At 65.4% G+C, this 5,304-nt stretch carries 4 protein-coding genes; all 4 read right to left on the bottom strand.

Annotated features, from left to right (window positions below; genetic code table 11):
* Positions 1 to 137: 137 nt before the first annotated feature.
* Positions 138 to 3,320: an isoleucine--tRNA ligase gene (gene ileS, locus WAX14_RS22110; RefSeq protein WP_422630189.1), complete on the bottom strand. Its 3,183-nt coding sequence runs from the start codon at positions 3,318 to 3,320 to the stop codon at positions 138 to 140.
* A gap of 290 nt (positions 3,321 to 3,610) precedes the next feature.
* Complete coding sequence (locus tag WAX14_RS22105) at positions 3,611 to 3,832, bottom strand: hypothetical protein (protein ID WP_422630187.1); 222 nt, start codon at positions 3,830 to 3,832, stop codon at positions 3,611 to 3,613.
* Positions 3,833 to 3,875: 43 nt separating this feature from the next.
* Entirely contained in the window at positions 3,876 to 4,745 is an 870-nt protein-coding gene (locus tag WAX14_RS22100; RefSeq protein ID WP_422630186.1) for a DivIVA domain-containing protein, read from the bottom strand.
* Positions 4,746 to 4,966: 221 nt separating this feature from the next.
* On the bottom strand, positions 4,967 to 5,257 hold the full coding sequence (locus WAX14_RS22095; protein WP_422630188.1) for a YggT family protein: 291 nt from the start codon (positions 5,255 to 5,257) through the stop codon (positions 4,967 to 4,969).
* Between the last annotated feature and the right edge of the window lie 47 nt (positions 5,258 to 5,304).

The following is a 5,304-nucleotide window of genomic DNA, read 5'->3' as shown; positions in this document are numbered from 1 at the left end:
GCCGGGTCAACTGTTCGGCGGACGCGAAGAACGCGTCGAGGTCCAGGTGCAGCACCCAGCGCCGGTTCACGGTGACGGGCACCGGTTCAGGGTAGTGCCCGACACCGACCTGCCCGGGTCATGCCTTGGTGCCTTGGTCAAGCCTTGGTGATAGTCGCGCGGGCTCCCTCTCCGAGATCCACGGCATCGGAACCCACGACACCGGAACCCACTGCTGCCAGCTCGAAGGTCGTCGCAAGGACCTCCCCGGCGATCAGATCACGGTGACGGGCCGCCCACTCGGCCCGCTCGGTCGGCACCTCGAACTGCACCGAGATCCGGTCGGACACCTCGAGGCCGAGGTTGCGACGCGCGTCCTGCAGTTCGCGGACGCGGTCCTTCGCCCAGCCCTCCGCCTCGAGTTCCTCGGTGACCGTCGAATCGAGCACGACCAGCCCGCTGCCGCCCGGCAACGCCGACGTCGACTCGGGCTCGGCGGCCACGAGCCTGCTCGTGTATTCCTCGGGAAGCAGCGCGATCCCGGCGGCGGTCACGGTGCCGTCGGCATCCTCGGTCCAGTCGCCGGACTTGACGGCCTTGATGACCTTCTGCACGTCCTTGCCGAGGCGCGGGCCCGCGGCGCGGGCGTTGACGACGACCTCGAACCGGCCATGAGTCTCGACGTCGTCGGTGAGGTCGACCTGCTTGACGTTCACTTCGTCGCCGATCAACTCCACGAACGGCGCGAGGCTCGCCGACCCGGGAGTCGCGACCGTCACCTTCGGCAGCGGCAGCCGCACGCGCAACTGTTGTGCCTTGCGCAGCGACAGCACGGTCGAGCACACGGCCCGCACCTCGTCCATCGCCGCCACCAATTCGGTGTCGGCGGGGATGTCACCGGCCGCGGGCCAGTCCGCCAAGTGGACGGAACGGCCACCGGTCAGGCCGCGCCAGATCACCTCCGACGCCATCGGCAGCAACGGTGCCGCCAATCGCGCCACAACCTCGAGAACCGTGTGCAACGTGTCGATCGCGTCGGTGTCCTCATCCCAGAAGCGGTTCCGGGAACGACGCACGTACCAGTTGGTCAGGGCGTCGCAGAAGGTGCGCAGTTCGTCGCACGCACCGGCAATGTCGACGACGTCGAGGGCGTCGGTCACGACGTCGCGGGTCTCGGCGAGTTTGGCGAGAATGTAGCGGTCGAGCACGTGCGGCGAATCGGTGCGCCACGTACCGGGCTTCGATGCGTACAACTGCAGGAAGCTCCACGCGTTCCACAACGGCAGCAGTGCCTGGCGGACACCTTCGCGGATGCCCTGCTCGGTGACGACCAGGTTGCCGCCGCGCAGGATCGGGGAGGACATGAGGAACCAGCGCATCGCGTCGGATCCGTCACGCGCGAACACCTCGTTGACATCCGGGTAGTTGCCCTTGGACTTGCTCATCTTCAAGCCGTCGTCACCGAGGACGATGCCGTGCGCGGCAACACACTTGAACGCCGGACGGTCGAACAGTGCGGTCGCGAGCACGTGCAGCGTGTAGAACCAGCCGCGGGTCTGCCCGTTGTACTCGACGATGAAGTCGCCCGGGAAGTGTGCAGTGTCATCCCCCGTCGCTCCGCTCGCCCCGATGAACCACTCCTGGTTCTCGAACGGGTAGTGCACCTGCGCGAACGGCATCGAGCCCGACTCGAACCAGCAGTCGAGCACCTCGGGCACACGCCGCATCGTCGAACGGCCCGTCGGGTCGTCCGGGTTGGGCCGGGTGAGCTGGTCGATCATCGGCCGGTGCAGATCGTCCGGACGTACTCCGAAATCCGCCTCGAGGTCGTCGAGCGAGCCGTACACGTCGAGCCGCGGGTAGGCGGGATCGTCCGATACCCATACCGGAATCGGGCTGCCCCAGTAGCGGTTACGGCTGATGTTCCAGTCGCGCGCGCCTTCGAGCCACTTGCCGAACTGGCCGTCACGGATGTGCTCGGGCACCCACGTGATCTCCTGGTTCAGCTCCACCATCCGGTCGCGGAAACTGGTGACGGCCACGAACCACGACGGCACCGCCATGTAGATCAGCGGCTGGCCCGAACGCCACGAATGGGGATACGAGTGTTCGATGGTCTCGTGCCGCAACAGCTTGCCTGCGGCCTTGAGGTCCTTGATGATCACTGGGTTCGCATCGAACACCTGCAGTCCCTCGTAGGGCGGAACCATCGCGGTGAACTTTCCGCCCGGATCCAAGGGCTGCACCAGTTCGATGCCGTTGCGCTGGCAGTACTCCATGTCCTCCTCACCGAAGGCCGGAGCGAGGTGAACGATGCCGGTACCGGAATCGGTGGTGACGTAGTCGGCGGCGATCACCTGGTGCGCGTTGTCGCGGCCGGCGAAGAAGTCGAACGGCGGCTCGTAGGCGAGGCCGACAAGGTCGGCGCCTGCGTACTCGGCGAGCACCTCGGGTTCGTCGCCCAACTCACGGGAGTAGTGACTCAGGCGGTCCTTGGCGAGCAGGTACGTCTTCTGCTCGCCGTCACCACCACCCCGCACCGCCACATAGGTGATCGCCGGGTGCACGGCGATCGCCAGGTTCGACGGCAGCGTCCACGGCGTGGTCGTCCAGATCAGCGCATTGGCTCCGTCGAGTTCGGTGCCGGGCGCGCGCAGCACCATGTCGACGGTGACGGCCGGGTCCTGACGCATCTTGTAGGCGTCGTCGAGCCGGGTCTCCTGATTCGACAGCGGAGTCTGCTCGTACCACGAGTACGGCAACACCCGGAAGCCCTGATAGATCAGGCCCTTGTCGTACAGCGACTTGAACGCCCACATGACGGACTCCATGAAGTCCAGGTCGAGGGTCTTGTAGTCGTTGTCGAAATCCACCCACCGGGCCTGCCGGGTGACGTAGTCGCGCCACTCCCCGGTGTACCGCAGCACCGATTGCTTGCAGTACGCATTGAACTCGGCCAGGCCCATCGTGTCGATCTCGGACTTGTCCTTGATCCCGAGTTGCTTCTCGGCTTCGAGTTCGGCGGGCAGGCCGTGACAATCCCAGCCGAAACGACGATCGACCTTCTTGCCGCGCATCGTCTGATACCGCGGCACGACGTCCTTGACGTACCCGGTGAGCAGATGCCCGTAGTGCGGCAACCCGTTCGCGAACGGCGGGCCGTCGTAGAACACGAACTCCTCGGCCCCGTCGCGCTGCGCCAGCGACGCCCGGAAGGTGTCGTCCTCCGCCCAGCGGGCCAGGACCCGCTGTTCGAGCTCGGGGAAATCGACACCCGAGTCCGCGGTGACACCGAAGTCGACGCGCGGATATCCGCCGGTCACCGCTGATTTCTCGGTCACCGCCGATGTCGCTGATTTCTCGGTCACTGTGGGGCTCCTCCGTGCCTGGACGTGCTCGGCACGGGGACGATCACCGCGCACTGCGCGCCGCGACCGCGGTACCACCCCGCTTGCACCGCCCGGTCGGACCGGACGGGCCACTCGTGCAGGCTGTGACGGGCCCACCCGTTCGGTTCTACTGAGTCGTCCCGCGGCGGCGGGCACAACTGTTCTTCCGAAGACTCCCCGGTGATGGCCGGATCATCGTCTCCCGGACAAATCCGGGGTTTCGTCCATTGTAGGACGGTCGGTCAATCGGTTCGATCACGGTTGCGGTCGGGACGTTCCGACCGCCGCTGGGTGGGGGTGGTGGACTCGGCCCTGGCACCGGTCAGCGCGCTGACCAGCAGCAGGACGGCGCCGACCACACACACCACGATGCAGGCCCAGGCCCACGCCACCGAGCCGGTCATCAACGCAATGACCAGCAGGCCGAATCCGACGGCTGCGAGTACGAGGGTCACGACGAGCATGTCGAATCCTCATCCGAGATTCGGCATCGGGACCGACTCTCGATCAGTTGTTGCCCTTGGCGAACGATGTCGATCCGAACGACGCCGAGTTCGACCCGTTGAACGTGTCTTCGTCGCCGTCGACCGGAACTGCAGAGCCCCGCTGCTCGAGTTCTTCGAGCTGCGACTCCAGGTACGACTTCAGGCGCACACGGTACTCGCGCTCGAATGTCTTGAGCCGCTCGATGCGGCCCTCGAGCACCGACCGCTGCTGGTTGATGGTCGCCATGATCTCGGTGTGCTTCTTCTCCGCGTCCGCCTGCAGTGCGTCGGCCTTCTCCTTGGCCTGACGCAACTGAGTTTCGGAGCGGGTCCGGGCATCGGACAACATCGCATCGGACTTCTGACGCGCGTCGGCGATCATCGCCTCGCTGCGGGTGCGGGCGTCCGACACCAGCTGCTCGGAATTCGTGCGGGCATTGCGGACGAGTTCCTCGGCCTCGGATTTGGCATCGCCGGTGAGCCGGTCCGCCATCTCCTGTGCGAGACCGATCACCTTCGCTGCCTGCATGCTGGAGTCGCCTCCTGCCGGGGCGGCTGCGGCAGCGGGAGCCGGGGTGGGCGCAGGCGCAGGCGCCGGAACCGGAGCCGGAGCCGGTTCCGGCTTCGGAGTGTCCACCACCCGCACGGGTTCCGGTTTCGGAGCCGCAGCCGGTATCTGCCCGCCAGAGCGCGCTGTCTTCTTCGCGTCGGCGAGCTCCTGGTCGAGCTCCGCCACCCGCTGGCGCAGATCGGCGTTCTCCTCGATAAGGGTCGTCAGCTCCTGCTCGACGAGATCGAGGAATGCATCGACCTCGTCCTCGTTGTAGCCACGCTTCCCGATCGGAGGCTTGCTGAACGCGACATTGTGCACATCAGCTGGTGTCAGCGGCATGGAAGGGTCCCTTCACGCGTCGTGTAAACGGTCAAGCAGCGTTCAGCGATATCCACATTTCGAGCCGAAATCGACGGTCGAGTCGATATCCGCAGTCGTGTCGATATCCGCAGTGCTGTCGATAACTGCATTGCGTCACGCGTATCGACCTCACTGTATCTGGCATTCCATTCTGGCACAGAGCAGCGCCGGCGCAGCCTGTGCAACGCGGACGTCGGCAATCAGGCCATGCCTCCGCGTGGGATGAAAGCCATGAGGAAATAGACGATGAACAGCAAGACCATGATGGACAGATCGAGCCGCACACCCCCCAACGACAGCGGGGGAATGAGCCGCCGGAGCAGCTTCACAGGAGGATCGGTGACCGTGAAGATCGCTTCGAGTACCACCACGACGAATCCCGTCGGTTTCCAGTCTCGCGCGAAGGTCCGGATGAACTCGACGATGATTCGTCCGATCAACAGGAGCCAGAAAATGAAGAGGACGAACCAGAGCACCTCGAATACGGCCACCCGCCCACTCTGCCCGACAAAGACGGATCGATCAAAACCGAAACGCC

Source organism: Rhodococcus sp. (in: high G+C Gram-positive bacteria) (assembly GCF_049299235.1).
Classification (GTDB): domain Bacteria; phylum Actinomycetota; class Actinomycetes; order Mycobacteriales; family Mycobacteriaceae; genus Rhodococcus.
Note: the sequence above shows the minus strand (reverse complement) of the source record. Positions and strands in the feature narration are given on the sequence as shown.

Bases quoted from the DNA above. Each gene is read 5' to 3' on its own strand.
- WAX14_RS22100 (WP_422630186.1), bottom strand. From the start codon at position 4,745: ATGCCGCTGACACCAGCTGATGTGCACAATGTCGCGTTCAGCAAGCCT.
- WAX14_RS22105 (WP_422630187.1), bottom strand. From the start codon at position 3,832: ATGCTCGTCGTGACCCTCGTACTCGCAGCCGTCGGATTCGGCCTGCTG.